The sequence below is a fragment of the Nocardia sp. NPDC049935 genome (assembly GCF_055586645.1).
Genome location: NZ_JBVJHV010000007.1, coordinates 364,557 through 386,562 on the forward strand (window position 1 = coordinate 364,557; position 22,006 = coordinate 386,562).

Sequence of the window (22,006 nt, forward strand, 5' to 3'; positions counted from 1 at the left end):
ACCGTAACGTCGGTCCCGTGACCGAAATCCAGGGCAAATCTCCCGCTATCGAATACGCGGGTGCTCCGGCGGCGCCGCGGCGGCCGCGAGCGGTTCCGACGGAGGAAAGCGTATGAGTCCGGCAGCCACCCGGCACGATCCCGAACCCGACGAGGGCCTGCTCCTACCCGCCGCCCTCACCCGCAGGATCTCGGCGGACCGTTCCGCCGCCGTGGCCGCGCGGGTCGGTATCGCACTCGGCATCGCGGTCGCCGTCTGTTTCGCGACCGGACTCATCAGCCACTGGGTCCAGCATCCACCGGTCTGGTTCCACTGGCCGGCCAACCCGCCGTGGCTCTACCGCGTCACCCAGGGCGCGCATGTGATCTCGGGCGTGATGGCGATCCCGCTGTTGCTGGTCAAACTGTGGTCGGTATTCCCGCGGCTGTTCGCCCGGCCGCTGATCGGCAATCCGCTCCGGCTGCTGGAGCGCGGGTCGATCGCGCTGCTGGTCGGGTCGATGATCTTCCTGCTGGTCACCGGGCTGTTCAATACCGCGCAGTTCTATCCGTGGAAGTTCTTCTTCACCACCACCCATTACGCCATGGCCTTCGTCGCGACCGGCGCGCTGGCCGTCCATCTGGCCGTCAAACTCCCGGTGGTGCGGACCGCGCTGAGCCGCCCGGAACCAGGCGCCACCGAACCCGCATCCGGACCGCCTCCTCCCGACGCGGAAACCGGGACACCCGGCACCGGCGCCGCGGCCGGCTCCCGGATATCCCGGCGCGGGATCCTGGGCGCCACGGTCGCCGCCACCGCCCTGGCCGGGCTCGCCGTGGCCGGTCAATCCGTTCCGTGGCTCCGCCGGCTCTCGGTGCTGTCACCTCGTACCGGCGAAGGGCCGCAGGGTCTTCCGGTGAACCGGACGGCCACCGCGGCGGGCGTCGCCGAACGCGCCCGGGAACCGGGCTACCGCCTCACCGTGGCCACCGGAACCACCGAACGCGCCTTCTCCCGGGCCGAACTGGAGGCACTTCCACAGACCACCGCCATCCTGCCGATCGCGTGTGTCGAGGGCTGGAGCGCGTCGGCGACGTGGTCCGGGATCCGCCTCCGTGATCTCCTGGACGCGGCCGGCGGCTACCCCGGCGGTGACGCCACGATCCAATCGCTCGAACGAGGCGGGCTCTACAGCCGCACCCTGCTACCCGATACACATGTCGTCGACGACCAGACCCTGGTCGCGTTACGCCTCAACGGCGAGGAACTGTCCCTCGACCACGGCTATCCCTGCCGTTTGATCGCCCCGAACCGGCCCGGTGTCCTGCAGACCAAATGGCTGTCCCGAATCGAGGTCCGCGCATGACCGCCGTACGCATACTGCTGACGCTCGGCGGGATCTGGCTCGCCTGGTACGGCATCGATCTCGTTCTCGCGCAGAGTTCGCGCGATCTGATGTCGATCGCCACCTGGTTCGCCGGCGGCATCCTGGTACACGACGCGATCATCGCGCCGCTGTGCGCGGCCGTCGCGGTGGCCGTCCGCGCGTGGTTACCGGCGAACTGGTGGACCTCGGTCGTCTGGGGCGGCCTGTGCACCGCCACCCTGCTGGTGATCTCGATCCCGGTCCTGCGCCGGTCCGGGGCGATCGCGGGCAATCCGACCGTCCTCGACCGCGACTACCCCACCGGCCTGCTCGTCGCGCTGGGGGTGGTCTGGGCGGTCGTCGCCGCCGATATCGCCCGGCGCCACTTCCGCTCCCGCGCTCCGCGCCCCACCCCTGTCCCACCCGGCATCTCCGACCCGAGGACACGACCATGACCGATTTCCACGACCTGCGCGCGCTGTTCATCAACGCCACCCTGAAACGTTCCCCGGAGACCAGCCACACCCAGGGCCTCATCGACGTCAGCGCGAACATCATGCGCAAGAACGGGATCGAGGTATCCGAGATCCGCGCGGTGGATCACGATATCGCGCCCGGCGTCTACCCGGATATGACCGAGCACGGGTGGCCCTCGGATGCCTGGCCCGCCCTTCAGGAGCGGGTGATGGCCGCCGATATTCTCGTGCTGGCCGGTCCGATCTGGCTGGGCGACAACAGTTCCGTGATGAAGAAGGTCGTCGAGCGACTCTACGGCAGCTCCGGAATCCTCAACGATCGCGGCCAGTACGCCTACTACGGCCGGGTCGGCGGCTGCCTGCTCACCGGAAACGAGGACGGCGTCAAACACTGCGCCATGAACCTGCTCTACAGCCTGCAGCACCTCGGGTACACTATCGCGCCGCAGGCCGATGCCGGATGGATCGGTGAAGCCGGCCCGGGACCGTCCTATCTGGATCCCGGATCCGGCGGCCCGGACAACGATTTCACCAATCGCAACACCACCTTCATGACCTGGAACCTCATCCATCTGGCGCGGTTACTGAAGGACAACGGCGGTATCCCGGCGCACGGCAATCAGCGCTCGGAATGGGATGCCGGCGCCCGATTCGATTTCGAGAATCCCGAATACCGGTAGGCCACGACGCCCGGTGCCGTCCGCTCGCACGGATGACACCGGGCGGCTCCCCGCCGGTGGGGCTAGAGTGCCCGGGAGTCGTTTTCCGATCGAGGAGACCCCCGTGAGTTCCGAGGGCACGCTGCCGCCCGACGATGTCCTGGCCGCTCGGCTCCGCGCCGGTGACGAACAGTCCTTCCACCTGGTGCTGGACGCCTGGTCCGGTTCGATGCTGCGGCTGGCCCGCTCCTTCGTCTCGTCGAACGCCTCCGCCGAAGAGGTCGTCCAGGAGACCTGGCTGGCCGTGATCCGCGGTATCGACGATTTCGAGGGCCGGTCCGCGCTCAAGACCTGGGTGTACCGGATCCTGGTGAACACCGCGAAGAAGCGCGGCGTCAAGGAGAGCCGGACCATCCCGTTCGGCAGCCTCACCTCCGACGACGAAGGCCCCACGGTCGAACCCGAGCGGTTCCGCCCGGCCGGCGATCCGTACCCCGGCCACTGGCTGCCGGGCGAACAACCGCGGCGCTGGTCGGAGCCGGAAAACGCCGCCGAACGCGCCGAACTCCTGGCCGCCGTCGCCGCCGCGGTCGCGACCCTGCCCGATCGCGGTCGTATCGTGATCACGCTGCGCGATGTGGAAGGATACAGCTCCGAGGAGGTGTGCGAGATGCTCGATATCTCGCCCGGCAACCAGCGCGTGATCCTGCACCGGGCCCGAGCGGTCGTGCGGTCGGCGCTCGAGGACTATCTGGACGTTCGGCGGTCGGTGCGCCCGTGAACTGCGACGAATTCGTGGAACTGGTCACCGCGTTCCTGGACGGGGCGCTCGACGAGGCCGTCGAACAGCGCTTCGTCGAACATCTCGCACTGTGCGACGGCTGTGACACCTACCTGGACCAGTTCCGCCGCACGATCTCGACCGTGGGCGAACTCCCGGCCGACAGCATCTCCGACGCGGCCCGCGGAAAACTCCTCGCCGCGTTCCGCGATTGGCGGCACTGAGCCCCGCGAGACGTCGGCACCGAGCCCCCGCGAAGCGGCTCCCGGAACTCACCAACGCCCGGTGTCCGGATGCGTTCGCCGTCGTCCCGGTCCACGCGTCACCGGACCGGAAGGCTCGATCCGCCCCCACGCGTACCCGGACCCCCACACGGTGGAAATACGCTGGTGGTGACCGAGTTTGGCGCGCAACCGCTTCACATGCACCGTCACCGTCGACAGGTCGCCGTATTCCCACCCCCACACCCGGGACAGCAGTTCCTGCCGGGTGAACACCGTGCCCGGATGCCGGAGCAGGAAGATCAGCAGCTGGCATTCCCGGCGGGTCAACTCCACCCGGGCGCCGGCGACGAGCACCACCTGGGATTCGGGCCACACCTGAATCCCGCCGTCGCGTAATTCCGGTTCGATCGGCGCCCGCGGCACACCGCACCGGCGCAGCACCGCGCCGACCCGAAGCGCCAGTTCCCGCGGACTGAACGGTTTCGCGACACAGTCGTCCGCGCCCGCCTCCAGGCCGTGTTCCCGGTGACCGTCCCGCGCGCCGAGCGAGGAGAGCAGGATGATCGGCAGGTCCGGCCGGTGTGATCCGGCCCGGATCTCCCGGCAGATCTCCAGACCGCTGCGGCCCGGCAGGCAGATATCGAGAACGGCCAGGTCGATGCAGTCCTCGCCCGCAGCGGAAGCAGCCCCGCTCAGTGCCACGAGCGCGGTCTCGCCGTCACGCTCCTCGCGCACCGTGAATTCGTCCCGTTCCAGATATGTCCGGACCACCGCGCGAGTCGCCGGGTCGTCGTCGACCACCAGCACGCGCGGTCGAGCCGTACGCCGTCGTCCGGAGTCGGATTTCGCCACCGGCCGGCATTGCGTCAGGACAGAACTGTTCTCCACGGCACACAGTGGCGCCGGGTACGGGATTCGTTACGGCCGCCGTACGCATCCGGTTAAGCTGCACGGGATATCCGCAGGTGGCAACCGACCCCGAAGGCTACAGGCAATGGATTGCGACGAATCGGCAGAACTCGTCACGGCATTCCTCGACGGAGCGCTGGACGAAGCGGTCGAGGTGCGGTTCATCGAACATCTGGCCGACTGCGGGGCGTGTGAAACCTATCTGGAGCAGATGCGCGCGACCGTGTCCCTCGTCGGCGAGGCGGCCGCCGAGCGGCCCACCGGGCCGGCCGCCGGGACCCGTCGCGAGTTGCTCACGGCATTCCGGGAATCGGCGGCCCGCCGCTGGACCGACACCGTGCGGGCCGCGGCGCGCTATTGCCCGTACGCGGCGCAGGTACTGGTGCTCGACGCGGTACTGCGCGGCCTGTCGGCCACCGATTGGCTGCGGCCGGTTACCGCGCGGGGTGGGGCGGGTGCGCCCGATCGGTCGATCCGCGAGACGGTCGCGCGTCTCGCCGCGGTGGACGGGGTGCTGGCGGGTTATCTCGATGTCACCGCCACCGGCGGCGAAACGGCCGGCCGTCCCCGGCACCCCGGCACCCCGGATCAGGTGCGGGCCCGGTGGCTCGCTCAGGCGGCCCGGATCTGCACGGCCCTCACCCGCACTCCCCCGGCGACGATGATCCCGCTGCGCACCGAACTGCCGCTCCCCGACGCGGTACGCGCACGGGCCCTGGAAACCTGGATACGCACCACCGATATCGCCCGGACCCTCGGTATCCGGGCACCCGTCCCCACACCCGAAATCCTGGCCGACCTGGCGGACCTGGGCATCCGTATGTTGCCGGACGCGGTCCGGGCCCGCGGCGGCGTCCGGGCCGCCGGCACCGCCGAGATCACCCTCTCCGGCCCCGGCGGCGGCCGGTGGACCGTCCCACTCGCGTCCGACGGCCGCCACGACCCGGTGACCAGCATCGATATGGATATCGTCGACTTCTGCCTACTCGCGGGCGGGCGCCGCGATCCGGCGACGGTCGCCTACCGGGCCGCCGGCGATCTCGCGCTGGCCGCCGGCCTCGTGGCCGCCGCGCCCACTCTCACCGATTCCTGGGCCTGATCGCCCGGCGGCCCGTTCCGAACCCGGGAACATCCGGCGGATCGGTCACGCCTTCCCGGGGAGGGCCGGTGCGGCGATTCGTTCGAGTTCGGCGCGCCCCTCCGCGCTGATCGGGCAGGGCCGCAGGGTTTCGGGGTCCAGCCGGACCTGCACCCGGCGACCCACGGCGTGCCGCAGCGCGCCGTCGGCGGACCGGAACTCGAACCCGTAGATGAAGCTGGTCCGCCGGATCTCCTCGACCCAGATATGCAGCACTATCGCGCCCATCCCGAAGACGGGGGTCTCGTAGGTGAGCGACAGTTCGCGCACCACCTGCAGCACATCGGGGATCGTGGACCGGGCCGGGTCGAGGCTCCACCCACGCCCCACCCAGTGTTCGATCACCGCCCGCTCGAATATCAGCGGATACCGGGCGTTGTGCATCGCACCGGTGGGATCCAGGTCGTCCAGACTCACGAAGACGCCCGCCGTGACCCCGAATTCGGGCGCGAAGGTGATATCCGTGGGAACCGTCTGTGTCATAGCTTTTCCTTTCGAGAGATTTCGAGTCCTATTACTCGGTGCCGAGGTAGCGATCGGCCCAGATCGCGAGCAGGCGCGCCGCGTAAGCGGCGTCACCGCGGTCGGTGAGCAGGTGGTCGGCGCCGTCGAGGCAGACGAACGATTTGGGGTGTACCGCGGCGTCGTAGATGCGGCGGGCGTTGTCCACGCTCACCACACTGTCCTGTGGGGAATGCATGATCAGCAGCGCGCGGCGTAACCGCGCGATCCGCGCACGCTGGTTCTGACCGCGCAGGTCGTGCACGAATTCCCGGCGTATCCAGATATCGCGACCACCCAACCGGACCGTCGATTCGCCGGCCGCTTCGATCTCCGGCGCATGGCCGGCGAACAGATGCTCGACATGGCCGGGTTCGGCGGGCACGCCGAGAGTGGCGACGGCCCGGACTTCCGGAATGGACTCCGCGCAGGCCAGGGCGGCCGCACCACCGAGGGAATGCCCGATGAGAATGGACGGCGGTGCCAGGGTGGCGCGCAGATGGTCGGCGGCGCGGACGAGGTCGCCGATATTCGTTCCGAACGTGGTGTCGGCGAAATCGCCGTCGGAGGCGCCGATTCCGGTGAAATCGAATCGCAGGACCGCGATCCGATGTTCGACGAGTTCGCGCGCGATACCCACGGCAGCCGCGGAATTCCGCCCGCAGGTGAAACAGTGCGCGAACAGCGCGACCGCCTTCGGCGCCGCGGCCGGTAGTTCGAGCACCCCCGCCAGCCTGTTGCCGGTGGCGCCCTCGAAGTGGATACGTTCGCGGTTCATGCCGGCGGGCCCGCCGCCGGATCGGACGTGGATCTCATGATACTCAGTGGCAGTGCGGGTTCCGATCGTTACGGACCCACCGCGCCCGATTCGGCGGCGTCCCGGCCGTTGCTGATTTCTGCGGCCGGGACGTGTCCCGTCCAGGGGTCATCCGGCCCTCATGGCCTCAGGACGAGCCGGATCGGGTCACCTTCTTTGGTTTCCAGCGCGTGCACCGCCGCGGCGGCATCGGCCAGCGGTAGCACCCCGCTGACCGATCGGGTGAAGTCGATCCGATGCAGGCGCCGCAACTTCACCAGTTCGAGTACGTGCTCGGAGGCCGAACCGTAATGTCCGCGCAACTGCTGCTGGAAGTAGCTGAACGCGGTCCCGTCGGTGATCGTGATCGGCTTATCGGTCAGTCCGACGAGCACCAGCCGCCCCGCGGGCGCCAGGCAGCGCACCGCCTGCTCCCGCACCGGAGGTACGCCCGCGAAATCGAACGCGGCCGCGAGTCCCATGCCACCGGTCGCCTCGAACACCTTCGTCCGCAGGTCCGGGTCGGCAGCGTCCAGGGCGATATCGGCGCCGAACTCCAGCGCCCGCTCGCGCGCCGCGGGCAGCGGGTCGACCGCGATGATGGGCGCGGCGCCCGCCAGCCGCAGCAACTGGACTCCGTGCGCGCCCAATCCGCCTATGCCCCACAGGCCCACCGCCTCGGCGGGGCGGATCTGCCCGGTCGCGGTGATCGCCGCCCACGGCGTCGATACGGCGTCGGGGATGAAGCAGGCCTCCTCGAAGGACAGTTCGTCCGGAATCGGCACCACAGTATCGACGGAGGCGAGGGTGTACTCGGCCCAGCCGCCGTCGTAGTCGACACCCCGGGTGTAGGTCACGCCGTCCCGGATCTCACCGGCCTGCAACAGCACCCGGGCACCGACCTCCGGGCCGGTGACACCGGGACCGAGCCGTGTCACGGTCCCGGCGACCTCGTGGCCGAGAACAACGGCCTCGTCCCGCAGGTACAGCGGCTTCAATATGCCCTCGATCAGGTGCACATCGGACAGGCACACACCCGCCGCACCCACCTCGATCAGCATTTCCCCGGGCCCCGGCACCGGAACCGGCACCTCCTCGATACGGAACCGCTGATCTGCCTCTGCCCCTGGATACAACCTTGCGGCCAGCACTGGATTCGACTCCTCACTGATTCTGTCGGGTGGGACGCCACGGACCATATGCCGCGAAAGCGTCGGGGTCGCCGGTCTGCGGTTCCGCCTCGCCGGGTGAACTCACCGACCGGCGCGTAACGCGAACCGGGTCGGGCGGAACCGAACGAGGGAGCCGCCGGGCGGGCGCCCCCTCATCTGCTCGCCCGGCGGTTCCGCCGCATACCTCTCAGGCCGGGGTGAGCGCGGCGGCGCCGAAGGAGACCGCGAACCGTTCGCACCAGATGGTGACCGTTCGCAGCGCGTCCAGATCGGTCCCCGCCGGGACTTCGTAGTTCTGGTTGCCCTCGTTGCCCTTCAGCGCGCCGAGATCGACGTAGGCGCCGTCGTCCAGGTTCCGTCCCAGCCCCGGCTCCACCGGCTGGTCACTGAGCCACACCCGCAGGGCGGGCCCGTCGGAGGTGTCCAGATCCGTGATCCGCAGTGTGACAGTGCCGTCGGGCGACGACTGGATCGTCACCGCGCCCGAGGTCGAATGCTCCTGGGAAATGAACGAGCCCGTGGCGACCGTGCGCACCGGCACTCCCTCCGTGGCGATCACCGGCGCCTCGTCCACACGGACATCGGTGAACAGGCGCCAGGGCTGGAAGGCATAGAGACCGCCCGCGAGGACGACGACCAGAACGAGAGCGGGCACCCAGACGAGACGACGCCGGAGCAGGGTGGTGACCATGAGGATCTTCCAATCTGTGAGGGTCGGGCACGCGCCGCCACGGCGGACAACGCATCGCTGACCCAGTGCCGCCGACCCGGCGCTTCGTTACAGCGGATGTAACGCGTGACCGCCGGCCTGCCACTGCACCGGTATCCGAGAAGGGGAGGTAGTAATGGGTGCCCTGCTCACGCACCGGAATTCGCCCCGGCCGCCGGCCACAGAGGTGTGGCGGTCGCGGGCCGCCGCGGCGGCGTACATCGAGAACAGCTGTTTCGCCCTACGTCCGCCCGCGCTCATCGGCGCGGAACTCGAATGGCTCACCGTCCGGGGCCGGACCGGTACGACACGAGGCGCCCGGCCACATCCGGGCGACCTGGCCCGCGCGCTCGGTCCGCACGCACCCCGCTCGGTCGATCCCGGATCACCCGAGTTTCCACTGCCGGGTGGCAGCCGGGTCACCGTCGAACCGGGTGGTCAGGTCGAATTGTCGAGCGTCGCGTGCGACGACCCCGGCCGTCTGTGCGACCTGTTGCGCGCCGATACCGAGATCCTCGCCGGGCTGCTCGCCCGCCGCGGCCTGCGCCTGCTGTCCCGCGCCGCCGATACCGAACGCCTTCCCGAGCGCATCCTGCCCGCACCCCGGTACCGCGCGATGGAACGGGCGTTCGCGGGAATCGGACCGTTCGGCGCGGTCATGATGTGCAATACCGCCGCCACCCAGATCAGTATCGACGCCGGCTCCGACCGGTCGGAAGTCGCGGCCCGCTGGCGGACGCTGTATGCGATCGGTCCCGCGCTACTCGCCGCCTTCGCCTGTTCACCGGTCGCACAGGGGGTCCCGGCGGGGCGCTGGGCGTCGCAGCGCATGCGGGCATGGCTGCGTCTGGATCCGGCGCGCACCCGCCTACCGCGTCCGGCGAGCCCCGACCCCCTCACCGCCTATGCCCACTGGGCACTCGACGTCCCGTTGCTCTGTGTCCGTCCGTCGGGACAGACGGTCCCGGCCGCCGGGCCGATGGACTGGACCGCACCACCCGGTGCCACCTTCACCGACTGGATCACCGGCGCCCTCGACGACGAGATCGGCCGCCGTCCTACCCGCGACGACCTCGACTATCACCTCACGACCCTGTTCCCGCCGGTACGCGCGGCCGGGCATCTGGAGATCCGTTACCTCGACGCCCAGCCCGGGGATTCGTGGTCCACGCCTCTGCATACCGTCCACGCCCTAGTGTCCACCCCCGCCACCCTGCTCACCGCCACCTCGCTGGCCGGGCCGCTGGACGATGCCTGGCAGGACGCCGCCCGCGCCGGACTCGCCGACCCGCAGATCCGTTCGGTCGCCGTCGATCTCCTCACCCTGGCCGCCGCGCATGCGGCCTCCCCCGCCCTCGCGGTCGAACTCTCCGCCGCCGCCCGGCGATGCCGCCGCGGCGAACCGCCGGAGGGCAGGTGACGCCTCTCCGCCGGATCCTGGGCCGCATCCGGCGCAAGTGATCTACGAAATCGCCCAGACGGTCCCCACCTCGCACCGAGGGTCCCTGCTGCGCAGACCTGGCACCGAAGAACGCCGAATGCAACTGTGGCACTGCGAGACCCACTAAGTCGCACTATAGTCCGAGAACGGAGTCACCAGATCAGCCAACGGTCGTCCCGACCACCGCCGACACAACCATCTGGAACCGGGGGAACCTAGAAGATGGACAGGCAAACTCTGTCGACTGTGATGCCCGGCGATTTCGCCGGCCCGCGTACCGCTCTCTACTCGCCCGACTTCGCGGCCGATCCGCAGGCGCATTATGCCGAGATGCGCGGGCGGTACGGTTCGCTCGCGCCCGTGGAGCTGGCGCCCGGGGTACCCGCCACCCTGGTCATCGGCTATCACGCCGCACTGCGGATCCTCAACGATCCGGAGCATTTCCCCGCCGACCCCCGCACCTGGCAGCGCAGCGTCCCCGCCGACTGCCCGGTGCTGCCGATGCTGGAATACCGGCCCAATCCGATCCGCAGCGCCGGCCCGGACCACGCGCGGTATCGGTCCGCCGTCGCGTCGGCGCTGGGCAAGGTCGATCTGCACCGGTTACACGCCACGGTCGAGGAGATCGCGGTCCCGCTGATCAACGCCTTCTGCGAGACCGGCCACTGCGATGTGCTCACCCAGTACGCCCAACCGCTCGTCTTCGCCTCGCTCAGCGCCATGCTGGGTGTGCCGCCGGAGATCGGGCAGCGGGCGTCGGAGGGGATGGCGCTGATCTTCGGGATGGACGATGCCGCCGCCGGGAACGAGATGCTGGCGGGCGCGCTGCTGGAACTCGTGCACCTCAAGAGGTCCACACCGGGCGACGACGTCACCAGTTGGCTGGTGCGGCACGAGGCGGGCCTGGACGACGAGGAGATGATGCAGCAGCTGGTCCTGCTGTACGGGGCCGGGCTCGAACCGCCGCAGGACCTGATCGTGAACACCCTGCTGCTGATGCTGACCGACGACCGCTTCGCCGCGACCGTGCTCGACGGCAGCCTGTCGACACGGGACGCGCTCGACGATGTGCTGTTCAACGATCCGCCGATGGCGAACTTCTGTATCAGCTATCCGCGCCAGCCGATCCTGGTCGACCGCACCTGGCTGCCGGCCCATCAGCCGGTGGTCATCAGCATGGCCGCCTGCAACAACGATCCGGCCATCCGCCGCGGCGAGATCCTGGACAACCGCTCCCATCTGGCGTTCGGGCTCGGGCCGCACGCCTGCCCGGCCCGGTCGCCGGCGGTGCTGATCGTGCAGGACGCCCTCGATCAGCTCCTCGACGCGCTGCCGGAACTGCGGCTGGCCGTTCCGCGATCAGAACTCCAGTGGCGGCCCGACCCGTTCTACCGGGCGCTGGTCTCGCTACCGGTCGCCTTCCCGCCGAGTCCACCGATCGGCGGCATTCGATAGTCGCGTGAGGAGTTCTCGATGAACGAGCACATCACCCCCGTGGTCCTCGACCCCGCCGGGTCGGATATCCAGGGCGAAAGCGCCCGGCTCCGGGACCGTGGACCGGTAACGGCGGTGGAGTTGCCCGGTGGCGTGCGGGCCTGGTCGGTCACCGACGCGGCGCTGCTGAAGGAACTGCTCGCCGGGCCCGACGTGTCCAAGAACGCCGCGCAGCACTGGCCCGCCTTCCGCGACGGCGAGATCGCCGCGGACTGGCCGCTGACCCCCTGGGTCGCGGTGCGGAACATGTTCACCGCCTACGGCGACGACCACCGGCGGCTGCGCCGCATCGTCGCCCCCGCGTTCACCCATCGCCGCACGACCGCCCTGGAACCCCGGATCGCCGAGATCACCGCGGAGCTGCTCGACACCCTCGCCGCCACCCCGCCCGGCACGGCCGTGGACCTGCGCGAACATTTCGCCTACCCACTGCCGATCCGGGTCATCTGCGAGCTGATGGGCGTCCCCGAGGATCTGCGCGCGCACCTGCGGAAATGTGTGGACGGCGTCTTCGACACCTCCCTCACACCGGAGGAATCCCAGGCCAACTACGCCGATCTGTACGGCGTGACGTACCGGCTCATCGCCCACCGGCGTGCGCATCCGGGCGACGATATGACGAGCCTGTTGGTCGCGGCCTGCGACGATCCCGGAACTCCGCTCAGCGAACAGGAACTCGCCGATACCCTGATGCTGGTGATCGGCGCGGGTCACGAGACCACGGTCAATCTGCTCGACCAGGCCGTGTACCAGCTGCTCGTCGAACCGCGGCACCGGGCGGATCTGGCCGCGGGCCGGGTGCACTGGCCGGACCTGATCGAGGAGGTCCTGCGTTTCGAAGCGCCGCTGGCGCATGTCCCGCTGCGATTCGCCGTCGCGGATCTGAGTATCGGCGGTGTCGAGATCGCCCGGGGCGAACCGATTCTCGCCGGTTACGCCGGCGCGAACCGGGATCCGAAGGTCCACGGCGTCACCGCCGGTGAGTTCGACCCCACCCGGACGGTCAAGGATCACCTCGCCTTCGGGTACGGCGCCCACCACTGTCTGGGCGCACCGCTGGCCAGGTTGGAGGCGGCGGTGGCCCTCCCCGCCGTTTTCGAGCGGTTCCCGGATATGGAGCTCGCGGTGCCGCCGGCGGAACTGGCCTCGGTGGCGAGCTTCATCTCCAACGGCCACCGCCACCTCCCGGTCTACCCGGCCGGACGACCCCGGCCATGACGTAGCCGCGAGGTCAGCGCACCGGCCGGACCGCGACCTCCGGCAGGGTCGACGGGTCGCGGCCCGCGGTGACGGCGGGCTGCCGCGGCGGATAGGTGCGCGCGATCAACGCCGCCCGCAGGGCCCACAACCCCTCGGCGCGGGTCGTATCGAGCCCGGTGCACTGGGCGATCCGCTTCAGGCGGTGGTCGACGGTGTTGGGGTGGATATGCAGCCGCCGGGCGGCGCGCTGACGGCTCTGGTCGTGGAGCAGGTAGACGCGCAGTGTCTCCAGGAGATCGGGGTATTCGGTGAGGACATCGAGCTTCCCGGCCAATGTCTCGCGGACGGCTCCCGGCCGGGTGAGCTGGTATTCGGCCGCGAGATCCTCGAACCGGTAGAGCCGGGTCCCGGTCCGGGCGGACAGGGCCTGGTGCAGGCGGATCGCGATATCGAGCATATCGTGGAGGGTGCGTGACATCTCCGGAATCGCGTCGAGGGCGACCTCCAGATGGACCGCCGTGAGCGGGACGCCGGCCACCTCCGACAGCGTTTCCAGAACGCCGGGCAGCCGGTCGGCGGGCCGGTCGGCGGCGGGGATCAGCACGGTTCCGCCGTGGATACTCAGCAACGACAGCACCTCGGCGCCGCCGTGGATGGCCAGCTCGGACTGCACGCGGCGTAGCACCCGGCGGGCGACGACCGTGCTGTCGGCCTCGGCGTCGACTCCCGCCGGCTGCGGGATCGACAGAGCCAGTACGTGGTAGGAATCCGCGACGGTGAGACCGCATTCGCGGGCCATCCCCACGGTGGCCTGCCCACTGAGCACCGCGGCGGTGAGGGTGTGTACCGCGTTGTGGTGCTGACCCGCCACCGCACGGAACTCACGCAGATAGGCCATGGTCACCGTGGTCGTCATCAGATCGAGCAGATCGACCGTGCGAGCGCCTATCCCGGCGGTATCGGTGGCCGAGGTCAGACCCGACTGCCCCGTGACCAGTGAATGCGCCAGTTTCGTCCCCTCGTGCACGGCGTGCAGGATGACATCCACCGGGATACCCTCCCGCGCCCATCGGGCCGCGGCGGCCTCCAGTTGCGCGACCTCGCATTCGGTGGGGGTATCACTTCCGTCCAATATGGTGGCGGCGATCCGCAGGCAGTTGGCGGTCACCGCGGTGATATCGCCGCTCAGGGCATCCTCGGGCAGGGTCCGGCATTTCGCGACATTGTGCCTGAAATGCCGGACCAGTTCCGCCGCCAGCGAGTTCGGGTTGCGAAGCGGTACCGCCGCCAGCCGGCCCGCCCGTAGGGGTGCGGGCTGGTGATCGGGGTGTTTTCCGGTCTTCATCACGAATTCCTCTCGTGGCCGGGAGATCCCGAGATCGGACGTACCTCGCCGCGGGACCGCACAGATGCACCGGAACCGGTGCGTGCGGGTGTGGCGGAAGTGCGACGTTCGATGACCTCGGAATGGAACTCGGCCGCCCGCGCACCGGCGCGGAGCCGCACGGCATCGGCATCCCCCGCACAACATGACGGCTGTGCTCGTACATGGACAACGCCTCTTCGAGTTCCCGGCGCTAAGCCGAAACAAACCGGACTGAATACTCCGGTTATTGCGGGTAGTTTTCCGCACCCTCACCGGGCGGGTCAAGAGTTGATTCGCATGTGGGACAACGAGGTCTGCCGTCGGCAGCACACGCCGAGGTCGGCACCGCCCCGCACCGGAGCACGGTCCCGGATTCGTCCAGGCGCCTGCGCAGCGGACCGGTCATCGGTCCGGTGGCGTTACGCTCCGGAGAGGTGTGCGGGGACGGCGAGGTCCAGGACCCGGGCCAGCCAGGGTGCGTACCGTTCGGGATGGCCGGACAGGTCCCGGACCAGGTGCGCGGGCTCGATCCAGGCGAAGGCCGCCACCTCCTCCGGGTCCGGCCGGGGCTCGGCGCCGCCGTGGGTGCCGATGACGACATGGTCGAACTCGTACTCCACCCGGCCGGTCCGCGGATCGCCGGCCCGATAGGTGAACGTCGCGACCTCGGCGAGCTCGGCGGCGAGCCCGAGTTCCTCGTGTAATCGGACGCCCGCGGCCTCGGTCACCGGCCGCCCCGGGGCCGGATGTCCGCAACAGGTGTTCGCCCATCGCAGCGGAAAGCGGGTTTTCACCGCGGCTCGCTGCTGGATCAGCACCCGTCCCGATCGGTCGAACAGCAGCACCGAGAACGCCCGGTGCAGCAGCCCCGGCGCGCGGTGCGCGCGAGCCACCGGGCAGGCGCCGATCGCCCGGCCCGATACGTCGACGAGCTCGACCGGCAGCGCTTCGCGGCCCGCGGGCGGGGCGGTTTCCGAATCGATCATCCGGCCGCTCCTCAGCTGTCCCGGTCGGCGGCGAGCGCCGCGAGCAGAGCCAGATCCGAGTACGCCCCCGCGTCACCGCCGACAGCGGCGAGCGTCGCGGTGGCCTGTTCGGCGAGCTGCCGGGCCTCGCGCCGGCTCCATGCCCGACCGCCCGCGGCCTCGACGAGTTGCGCCGCGGTGATCAGTTCCAGACTGTCGAGCGGTTTTTCGCGGTGATACAGCTCGGCGAGCGCCGCCGCTTCGGGCGTGCCGGAACACAGGGCGAACACCACCGGCAGGGATTTCTTACGGCTGCGGAGATCCGAGTACACCGGTTTACCGGTGGTCCGCGGATCTCCCCAGATACCGAGGAGGTCGTCGGTGTGCTGGAAGGCCCGGCCGAGTAGGCGGCCGAACTCTTGCAGGCGTGCGATATCACCCGGTCCCGCGCTGCCGGACAAGCCGCCGAGCGCTGCCGCGCAACCGAACAGGGCCCCGGTCTTGCGGTCGGTCATGGCCAGGCATTCGGCGGTTTCCACATCCCGGCGTTGTTCGAAGCTCAGGTCGGCGCACTGTCCCTCGACCAGGTGCAGCACCGCGCGGCTCAGCAGTTCGGAGGCCGCCGGCGTACCCGCGCGCGCGGACGCGGCGATCAACGCGAATGCCTCGGTGACCAGGGCGTCGCCGGTGAGGATCGCGGGCCCGATACCGAATACCGTCCAGGCGGTGGGCCGGTGTCGCCGGGTGACGTCGCGGTCCATCACGTCGTCGTGCAGCAGGGAGAAGTTGTGCACCAGTTCGACCGCGACCGCGGCGCGTACGGCGTCGGTGATATCGCCGCCGGTCAGCCGGGCGGCCGACAGGACGAGCGCGGGCCGCAGCGCCTTTCCGCCGTCGTGTCGTTCGGGTCGTCCGTGCCGGTCCCACCAGCCGAAGTGGTAGCCCGCGATACGACGGACTTCGGCGGGCATGCCGTCCACGGACGCGTACAGGGCCGAGGCGCAGGCCTCGCGGCTGTGCGCGAGTACCTCGGCGCCCGAGCGCGGGGGTGTCGGAGTGTGCTGATCCTGAGCGATTTCCCGTGTCATGAGCGGTGTCCTGATCGGTTCGCAGGGATGGGTTTCAGGGGCTGGTCCGCACTCCGGTGAGAGCGCCGAGCGCATCGGGGACCAAGATCGCCGCGGCATGGTTGGCACTGACGAGATAGGTCGCCACGGCCCGGTCGTCGATACCGGCGAACCGCACGGAGATCCCGTCCCGGTACTCGTCGGGCACACCCGACCGGCGCAGGGCGATGACGCCGTCGTCGCTCGCGCCGATACGCATGGCCAGGATGGTGCCGGTCCGGTCCGGGGCGACCGGGATCTTGTCCGAGGGCAGGATCGGGACACCGCGCCACGCCTGCACCGTCCGGCCGTCGATGTCCGCATGGTCTGGATAGACGCCCCGGGCGGTGCATTCGCGGCCGAATTGCGCGATCACGCGGGGGTGCGCGAGGAAGAACGCGGTCTTGCGGCGGCGGGCCAGCAGCCGGTCGAGATCCTGCGGGGTGGGCCGGCCGGTCTCCGAGGCCAGCCGCTGCGCCGGGTCGATATTGTTCAGCAGACCGTAGTCGTGATGGGTCAGCAGATCGCGTTCCTGGCGTTCCCGCAGAGCTTCGACCGAGAGCCGCAGCTGCTGGTCCAGCTGATCCATCGGTTCGCTGTAGAGGTCGGTGACGCGGGTGTGCACCCGCAGCCGCAGCTGGGCGACGCTGAGTTCGTATTCGCGCGGCCGCGGGTCGTAGTCGACGTAGGTCCCCGATATCACCGGTTCGCCGTTCAGGCCCGCGGTGAGATCTATCGCGGCCTGACCGAACTTATCGGCGTTCGCGCGGCTAATCCCGGCTCGCACCGCGGCGAGGTGGGCGGCCAGACGAGAGTTGCCGTCACGGATCGACCGGAACCGTTCCCGCGTCAATGTCAGTACCGTACAGGCGGTTTCGGTCGTCGCGGTGAACTCCCAGCCGGACTGCCCGCCGAGGAACATACCGCCGCCGATATGGCCGCCGTCGTCGATCACCTCGTGACGGACCTCCCGGCCGTATTCGCCCGGGACGGTCAGGACGATACGGCCCGACGCGACCACGTGAACGGCGTCGTTGTCGCCGCCGGCTACGCATATCGTGTCGCCGGCCCGGTATTCGCGCTGCCGGAACCCGCCGGCCAGTTCGTCCAGGGCCGCGTCGTCGGCGAGTTCGCGAAGGCTGCCGAACTCCCTCAGCTCCGCCGGTATCAGCCGGTATTCCGCACCGGCGAGGGTGCAGGTGAGGTAGCCGTCGCCGACGGTGTAGGTGCGCCGGCGGTTCACCCGATAGGTACCGCCGTCCACCTCCGTCCACGGCAGCATGCGCAGCAGCCACCGGGGGGTGATCCCCTGCATCTGCGGAATGGATTTGGTGGTGGTGGACAGGGTGCGGGCCGCCGCGGTACCGAGGGCGGTAGCGGGCTCCACGAGATGTTCGGGAGTGGTCACGGAAGGGTCCTTCCCGTATCGGTACCGCGAGCCGCCGGTGGTCCGGCGACCCCGGCGCGGGCGGGGATTCGCGCCGCCGAGGTCCCGATTCCGCTGGGCCCCGGGGCCCGGGTGCGGCGAACCGGCGGGGATGCCTCCCCCGGGCCGGCGCCGCGGGTCCCGGCAGAGTGGGTTCCGGTGGGCGGGTGCCCGGCCGGGTAGCGCAGATTCTCCGGCCGGTAGCGACTCGTGCCCCGATGCCAGTGCAGGATTCCGGCGATCCAATCCCGCAGTTCCCCGATGTAGCCGTCCAGTGCCGCCCGCGCGGCCGAATCGAGCCGGAGGTGGTCGCACAGCGGAGGTATCTCCTCGTCGACGAGCCGCTGGAACTGCCGCATCCGGGCCCGCATGAGATCGTCCACCACGGCGGCCGCCCGGTCCCGCCCGCATCCGAAGAAGGTCTCCACGACCAGAACCGCGTTGTGCAGCTCCCCTTCGTACTCGATTTCCTTCTGATACGAGAACAGATCGTTGATCAGGCAGCCGTAGTCCTGGGCGGCGTTGTCGAGTGCGCGCATAGTGCTGGTCTCGAATACCGCGTCGGGCACGACGCCGCCGTGAGCGATCCTGGCGAGGGTGAGGGTCAGATCCGAGCCGAAGGTGCGGCGGCGCATCTCGAGATAGTCGACCGGATCCGGGACCCGGTGCTGGATATGGTTGGCCAGCTCCCACAGCCAGCTGTCGACCATCGACTCCACCGCGGCCCGGAAGGCCCGGCGGGCCTCCGGTGCCATCGATGCGACGGTGCGCGGCCACAGATCGGCCAGCGCCCGCTCCAGCGTGTTGCCGGGTTCGGCGGACACCGCCGGATCGAGCGGCATGAACCGCGACAGCCGCGCGGCGCAGGCTTTCGCGGCCGCCATCGCCCCCACGGTGCCCGCGGGGTGGAACACGACCGGGAAATAGTCGTCGCCCCAGGTCCCCCAGGTGAGCCATTCCGCCGACAGTGTCAGCGTCTCCGCGGTCGCATCGGGATCGAGGCCCGCCGAGCACAGCGCGAAATCGAACCCGGTCGTATCGGCGCGCGTCCACAGCCGCCGGCCGCCCAGTTCGGGCAGCGGATCGTGGAACCCCACCCGCTCCGCCCAGTCGACGCTCTCCACCCGTGCGGTGGGTAGATGGGGGCACAGGCTGAGGTCGAACGGCACATCGAAATCGGGCAGCGGTAGCGGCCCGGTACACCGCAGCGGCGGCCGCACAAGACTCCGCGCGCCGCCCGGCCCGGCCAGCCCCTTCCAGAATCCGGGCCGGGACAGGGCGGTGCCCACCCCGCCGGGACCGAGAGACAGTGTTCGCGGCCCGGCCGAACCGTTCATATAGCGGTTGGAGCGCATATGCCATTCGTGTCCGCCGGACTGCCAGTCCTGCAGCCCCTGCGCGTACGACAGGGCCGCCGCCCGCGCGCCGGGATCCAGTCCGTACTCCTCGAAGAGCACGGGGAGCTCGGTCGCCACGGTGTTCTCGAACTGGTGCATACGGGAGGTCAGCTGGTCGTTGACGATCTCGGCGGCCTGCTGGGGTGGGCATTCGAAGAAACGTTCCACCACCAGGACCCCGTTGTTGACCTCCCCTTCCTGTTCGGTCTCCCGTTGATACGAGAAGATGTCGTTGCGCAGATGCACCGCGTCGGCGAACGTATCCTTCAGCACGCGCAGGGGCCGGCTTCCCACCAGCTCCCCGGGTACCTCGGTACCGCGCGCGTACTCCACCAGATCCGCCGACCACGGCGCGCCACCGACCTTGCGCCGCATCTCGATGTAGTCGATCGGGTTGGGCACCCGGGCCGTGTTGATATTGCGGAGTTCCCATACACAGTCGAGCAGCAGGTTCCGGGTGCTCTGCGCGAACCGCTCCCGCCAGCCGGCCGACATGGACGGAACGGTTCGCGTCCACAGATCGGCCAGGCCGCGTTCGTCCGGGTTGGTGGGTTCGGGCATGGCCGCGTCCTCGGAGGGCATGAATCCGGCCAGCCGGTCGAGGTATTCCCGCGCGCCGTCCAGATCGCCGGTGCGTTTGAAGGCCTCGAGGAAGTGGTCGTCGAAGTAGAACACCCAGGTGTACCAGTCGGTCACGGTGTCGAGCACCGCCGCCGGCGCCTCCGGATGGGTGTAGGCGCACAGACCGGCGTAGTCCATCCCGTCGAAACTCGCTTCTTCCCAGACCACCTCGCCGCCGACGGAATCGCCGAGCATGCCCATCTCGTAGGCCCACTGTTTGGTGTGAGCGCGGGCAGCTTCCACGTGGGGGTTCAGCCGCGCCGGATGCGCCAGATAGAAGTCGGGCAACTCGAAGGGTTGCACGATGTCAGCTTCCGGCGCCGAGCTGGACGTCGTCGAGCAGGCCGAGCGCGTCCGGCACCAGGACCGCCGCCGAATAGTAGGCGCTGACCAGGTAGGAGATGATCGCCTTGTCGTCGACGCCCATGAAGCGGACGTTCAGGCCCGGTTCGTATTCGTCGGGAATCCCCGTCTGCCGCAGCCCGATCACGCCCTGCGTGGCCTCACCGGTGCGCATCAGCACGATCGAGGTGGTGCGTTCGGCGGTGACCCCGATCTTGTTGCACGGCAGGATCGGCACCCCCCGCCAGGACGGCACCCGATGGCCGTTCAGATCGGTGCCGGCCGGGTAGATGCCGCGGCGGCTGCATTCGGCGCCGAACGCGGCGATGGCCTTCGGATGGGCCAGGAAGAAGGCCGGTTCCTTCCACACCAGCGCGAGCAGATCGTCCATATCGTCGGGTGACGGCGGGCCGGACCGGGTGCTGAGCCGCTGTCGCGGCGCGGCATTGTGCAACAACCCGAATTCGCGATTGTTGATCATCTCGTCCTCCTGCCGCTCGCGCAGGGCCTCGATGGTGAGCCGCAGTTGCTGCTCGATCTGGTCCATCGGCTTGTTGTAGAGATCGGCCACCCGGCTGTGCACCCGCAGCACCGTCTGCGCGACGCTCAGCTCGTATTCACGCGGCGCCAGTTCGTAGTCGACGAAGGTGCCCGGCAGGACGGGCTCGCCACTATGCGCCGAGACCACGTCGATGGACGCCTCGCCGTCGGTATTGGAGCGCCCGGCCAGCAGCGTCTCCGACCGCTCGACCTCCCGGACGTGCGCACGCAGCGAATCGACCTGATCGCCCACCTCGGCCAATGCGCGGTCGGTCAGCACCAGGACGGTGCACGCGGTGGCGGCCCGCACCGTGAAATCCCACGGCCGAGGATCCGTGCCGAGGATGCGTTCGCCGAAGAACCGGCCCCCGGTCATGATCTCGAGGGTCGCCGTTTCGCCGTACCGGCCCGTGCCGATCTTCTCGGCCTTGCCGTGTACGAGAACGACCAGCTCCTGGGCGGGCCGGCCGGCTTCGGCGATGACCTCTCCCGGCTGGAACTGCCGTTCGACGAAGCGGTCCGCCAAACCCTGCAGCACCGAATCGTCGGGGTAGTCCCGCAGATGCCGGAGTTCGCGCAGGTCGGCCGCCAGGACCTCCGTCCGGCCGGCGGTGGTGAAGCAGGTGATGAGACCGTCTCCGAGGGTGTAGGTCACCCGCCTGTTCACCCGGTACACACCACCGTCGGCCTGCACCCAGGGCAGCAATTTCAGCAGCCAGCGCGAGGTGATGCCCTGCATCTGCGGGACGGATTTGGTGGTGGTCGCCAGATTTCGCGCGGCTTCGGTGCCGAGGCTCAGCGGCGCGGCTTCGGTGGATCCGGACATGGGTTCGGCCAGTTCGGTCATGATTTCTTCCCGTTTCGCGGTATGTGTGCGTGCAGAAGCGATTGCGTACGTTCGGATGCGGGATGGATGTGTACCGACCACGACGCCAGCGGGCGAGGTCGGGCACGAAGTTGGGGGGCCGAATAGCTATCCCCCGGCTATTGAATGTGGCACCAGCGATGGTAGCCCGGACATCGCCGACCCGCCAGAGGCTCGTACTTATTTCCTTGTGTAGTAGCCGATTTGGTGCTCAACGGTGTACAACCGATGATGCCGGCTGTTAGCATCGCGACCAGACCCCGCGTCATTCGAATTTGCTGATCGACAGCGTTTCCCATCACCTGGCCCACCAGTGCGCGGCTTTCACCGCATCATCCGCACGGTCACCAACACCAGATGAACAACAGTTAAATATGAAGGGAGAGAACCGATATGATCCTCCATCGTCGTACGCCCACGGGTGCACACCCGCCTGGAATCACTACAGCGGCGGCCCGCGGATTCGCCAGACGCGACACGCCGGAGTTTGCTGACGATAGAGAGTTCGAATCCTGTTGTCTTACATAGCTTTA

Annotated in this window: 20 protein-coding genes; 9 read left to right on the forward strand and 11 right to left on the reverse strand. The window is 69.2% G+C overall.

Features of this window, described 5'->3' with window-relative positions; genetic code table 11:
• The first annotated feature begins 112 nt into the window (after nucleotides 1-112).
• The 5 genes from ACZ6SF_RS26560 (at nucleotide 113) to ACZ6SF_RS26580 (ending at nucleotide 3,485) form a co-directional block, all read left to right on the forward strand.
• A complete protein-coding gene (locus ACZ6SF_RS26560) occupies nucleotides 113-1,345 on the forward strand; it encodes a molybdopterin-dependent oxidoreductase (protein ID WP_466065482.1) in 1,233 nt (410 codons plus the stop codon).
• A complete protein-coding gene (locus ACZ6SF_RS26565) occupies nucleotides 1,342-1,800 on the forward strand; it encodes a hypothetical protein (RefSeq protein ID WP_466065483.1) in 459 nt (152 codons plus the stop codon). The genes ACZ6SF_RS26560 and ACZ6SF_RS26565 overlap by 4 nt, the downstream gene beginning before the upstream one ends.
• The gene (locus tag ACZ6SF_RS26570) at nucleotides 1,797-2,501 is read left to right on the forward strand and encodes a flavodoxin family protein (RefSeq protein WP_466065485.1); all 705 of its coding nucleotides are present in this window, start codon (nucleotides 1,797-1,799) and stop codon (nucleotides 2,499-2,501) included. The genes ACZ6SF_RS26565 and ACZ6SF_RS26570 overlap by 4 nt, the downstream gene beginning before the upstream one ends.
• 103 nt (nucleotides 2,502-2,604) lie before the next feature.
• Nucleotides 2,605-3,261: an RNA polymerase sigma factor gene (locus ACZ6SF_RS26575; RefSeq protein ID WP_466065487.1), complete on the forward strand. Its 657-nt coding sequence runs from the start codon at nucleotides 2,605-2,607 to the stop codon at nucleotides 3,259-3,261.
• On the forward strand, nucleotides 3,258-3,485 hold the full coding sequence (locus ACZ6SF_RS26580; protein WP_466065488.1) for an anti-sigma factor family protein: 228 nt from the start codon (nucleotides 3,258-3,260) through the stop codon (nucleotides 3,483-3,485). The genes ACZ6SF_RS26575 and ACZ6SF_RS26580 overlap by 4 nt, the downstream gene beginning before the upstream one ends.
• A 48-nt stretch (nucleotides 3,486-3,533) precedes the next feature.
• On the opposite strand, the gene ACZ6SF_RS26585 is transcribed toward ACZ6SF_RS26580, so the two are convergent.
• Nucleotides 3,534-4,292 (reverse strand): response regulator transcription factor, encoded by a 759-nt coding sequence (locus ACZ6SF_RS26585; protein ID WP_466065490.1) that lies wholly within the window; start codon nucleotides 4,290-4,292, stop codon nucleotides 3,534-3,536.
• Between the two features lie 187 nt (nucleotides 4,293-4,479).
• Here ACZ6SF_RS26585 and ACZ6SF_RS26590 point away from each other — a divergent pair, with 187 nt between their 5' ends.
• Nucleotides 4,480-5,493, forward strand: coding sequence for a zf-HC2 domain-containing protein (locus tag ACZ6SF_RS26590; protein WP_466065491.1), 1,014 nt, complete (start codon nucleotides 4,480-4,482; stop codon nucleotides 5,491-5,493).
• Nucleotides 5,494-5,538: 45 nt separating this feature from the next.
• Here the strand turns inward: ACZ6SF_RS26590 and ACZ6SF_RS26595 are convergent, their stop codons facing one another.
• From ACZ6SF_RS26595 to ACZ6SF_RS26610, 4 genes are all read right to left on the reverse strand, one after another.
• The gene (locus ACZ6SF_RS26595) at nucleotides 5,539-6,015 is read right to left on the reverse strand and encodes an acyl-CoA thioesterase (protein WP_466065493.1); all 477 of its coding nucleotides are present in this window, start codon (nucleotides 6,013-6,015) and stop codon (nucleotides 5,539-5,541) included.
• Nucleotides 6,016-6,046: 31 nt separating this feature from the next.
• Nucleotides 6,047-6,811, reverse strand: a complete 765-nt coding sequence (locus ACZ6SF_RS26600; protein WP_466065495.1) for an alpha/beta hydrolase family protein — start codon at nucleotides 6,809-6,811, stop codon at nucleotides 6,047-6,049.
• 158 nt (nucleotides 6,812-6,969) lie between these two features.
• Nucleotides 6,970-7,908 (reverse strand): zinc-binding dehydrogenase, encoded by a 939-nt coding sequence (locus ACZ6SF_RS26605; RefSeq protein WP_466065497.1) that lies wholly within the window; start codon nucleotides 7,906-7,908, stop codon nucleotides 6,970-6,972.
• A 280-nt stretch (nucleotides 7,909-8,188) separates the two neighbouring features.
• A complete protein-coding gene (locus tag ACZ6SF_RS26610; protein ID WP_466065498.1) occupies nucleotides 8,189-8,692 on the reverse strand; it encodes a DM13 domain-containing protein in 504 nt (167 codons plus the stop codon).
• Nucleotides 8,693-8,846: 154 nt separating this feature from the next.
• Between ACZ6SF_RS26610 and egtA the strand changes: the two genes are divergently transcribed.
• From egtA to ACZ6SF_RS26625, 3 genes are all read left to right on the forward strand, one after another.
• Nucleotides 8,847-10,130: an ergothioneine biosynthesis glutamate--cysteine ligase EgtA gene (gene egtA / locus ACZ6SF_RS26615; protein WP_466065500.1), complete on the forward strand. Its 1,284-nt coding sequence runs from the start codon at nucleotides 8,847-8,849 to the stop codon at nucleotides 10,128-10,130.
• Between the two features lie 243 nt (nucleotides 10,131-10,373).
• Nucleotides 10,374-11,606 carry a cytochrome P450 family protein gene (locus ACZ6SF_RS26620; RefSeq protein WP_466065502.1) on the forward strand — a complete coding sequence of 411 codons (1,233 nt, stop codon included), beginning with the start codon at nucleotides 10,374-10,376 and terminating at the stop codon, nucleotides 11,604-11,606.
• 18 nt (nucleotides 11,607-11,624) lie between these two features.
• Nucleotides 11,625-12,863: a cytochrome P450 family protein gene (locus ACZ6SF_RS26625; RefSeq protein ID WP_466065504.1), complete on the forward strand. Its 1,239-nt coding sequence runs from the start codon at nucleotides 11,625-11,627 to the stop codon at nucleotides 12,861-12,863.
• Nucleotides 12,864-12,876: 13 nt separating this feature from the next.
• On the opposite strand, the gene ACZ6SF_RS26630 is transcribed toward ACZ6SF_RS26625, so the two are convergent.
• From ACZ6SF_RS26630 to ACZ6SF_RS26655, 6 genes are all read right to left on the reverse strand, one after another.
• The gene (locus ACZ6SF_RS26630; protein WP_466065505.1) at nucleotides 12,877-14,190 is read right to left on the reverse strand and encodes a PucR family transcriptional regulator; all 1,314 of its coding nucleotides are present in this window, start codon (nucleotides 14,188-14,190) and stop codon (nucleotides 12,877-12,879) included.
• A 440-nt stretch (nucleotides 14,191-14,630) separates the two neighbouring features.
• Nucleotides 14,631-15,197: an isopentenyl-diphosphate Delta-isomerase gene (gene idi / locus ACZ6SF_RS26635; protein ID WP_466065507.1), complete on the reverse strand. Its 567-nt coding sequence runs from the start codon at nucleotides 15,195-15,197 to the stop codon at nucleotides 14,631-14,633.
• 11 nt (nucleotides 15,198-15,208) lie between these two features.
• Entirely contained in the window at nucleotides 15,209-16,264 is a 1,056-nt protein-coding gene (locus tag ACZ6SF_RS26640) for a polyprenyl synthetase family protein (RefSeq protein ID WP_466065509.1), read from the reverse strand.
• Nucleotides 16,265-16,298: 34 nt separating this feature from the next.
• Nucleotides 16,299-17,690 (reverse strand): family 2B encapsulin nanocompartment shell protein, encoded by a 1,392-nt coding sequence (locus tag ACZ6SF_RS26645; protein ID WP_466065510.1) that lies wholly within the window; start codon nucleotides 17,688-17,690, stop codon nucleotides 16,299-16,301.
• Nucleotides 17,687-20,029 (reverse strand): terpene synthase family protein, encoded by a 2,343-nt coding sequence (locus ACZ6SF_RS26650; protein WP_466065512.1) that lies wholly within the window; start codon nucleotides 20,027-20,029, stop codon nucleotides 17,687-17,689. Before ACZ6SF_RS26650 ends, ACZ6SF_RS26645 begins: the two co-directional genes overlap by 4 nt.
• A gap of 4 nt (nucleotides 20,030-20,033) precedes the next feature.
• Entirely contained in the window at nucleotides 20,034-21,455 is a 1,422-nt protein-coding gene (locus ACZ6SF_RS26655) for a family 2B encapsulin nanocompartment shell protein (protein WP_466065514.1), read from the reverse strand.
• Nucleotides 21,456-22,006: the final 551 nt, after the last annotated feature.